This is a genomic window from Alkalibacterium sp. s-m-28, from assembly GCF_054658175.1.
Window position 1 is genome coordinate 1 of the sequence record NZ_BAAGIQ010000461.1, and the last position, 253, is coordinate 253.

The 253-nt window shown below is 43.5% G+C and carries 1 pseudogene; it reads right to left on the bottom strand.

Annotated features, from left to right (window positions below):
* Positions 1-132 (bottom strand): annotated as a pseudogene (locus tag ACYQ4S_RS12990) (transposase); the annotation flags it as partial.
* Positions 133-253 lie beyond the last annotated feature (121 nt).

Below are 253 nucleotides of genomic sequence, written 5' to 3' on the forward strand. Positions count from 1 at the left end.
ATCTTTTAAAAAGACCTCTGCATTGTTAGACGTGTACACATTGCCCGGACGAAGTTCGGCACCTAGAAACAGACCAGTCAGTCCATCAAAAGCCACTAAGGGATGATAACCCGTTGTTCCGTAGTGATTTGAATTTGCCCTTTTTACGTCAGGGCAGCCTCTAAATCGAGCATGTAGGAGGAAGGCAATGGAACACTGGTATGAATTTCTTTGAAACACTGTAAGAAGACACACAAATAGAACGCCCTTTTCA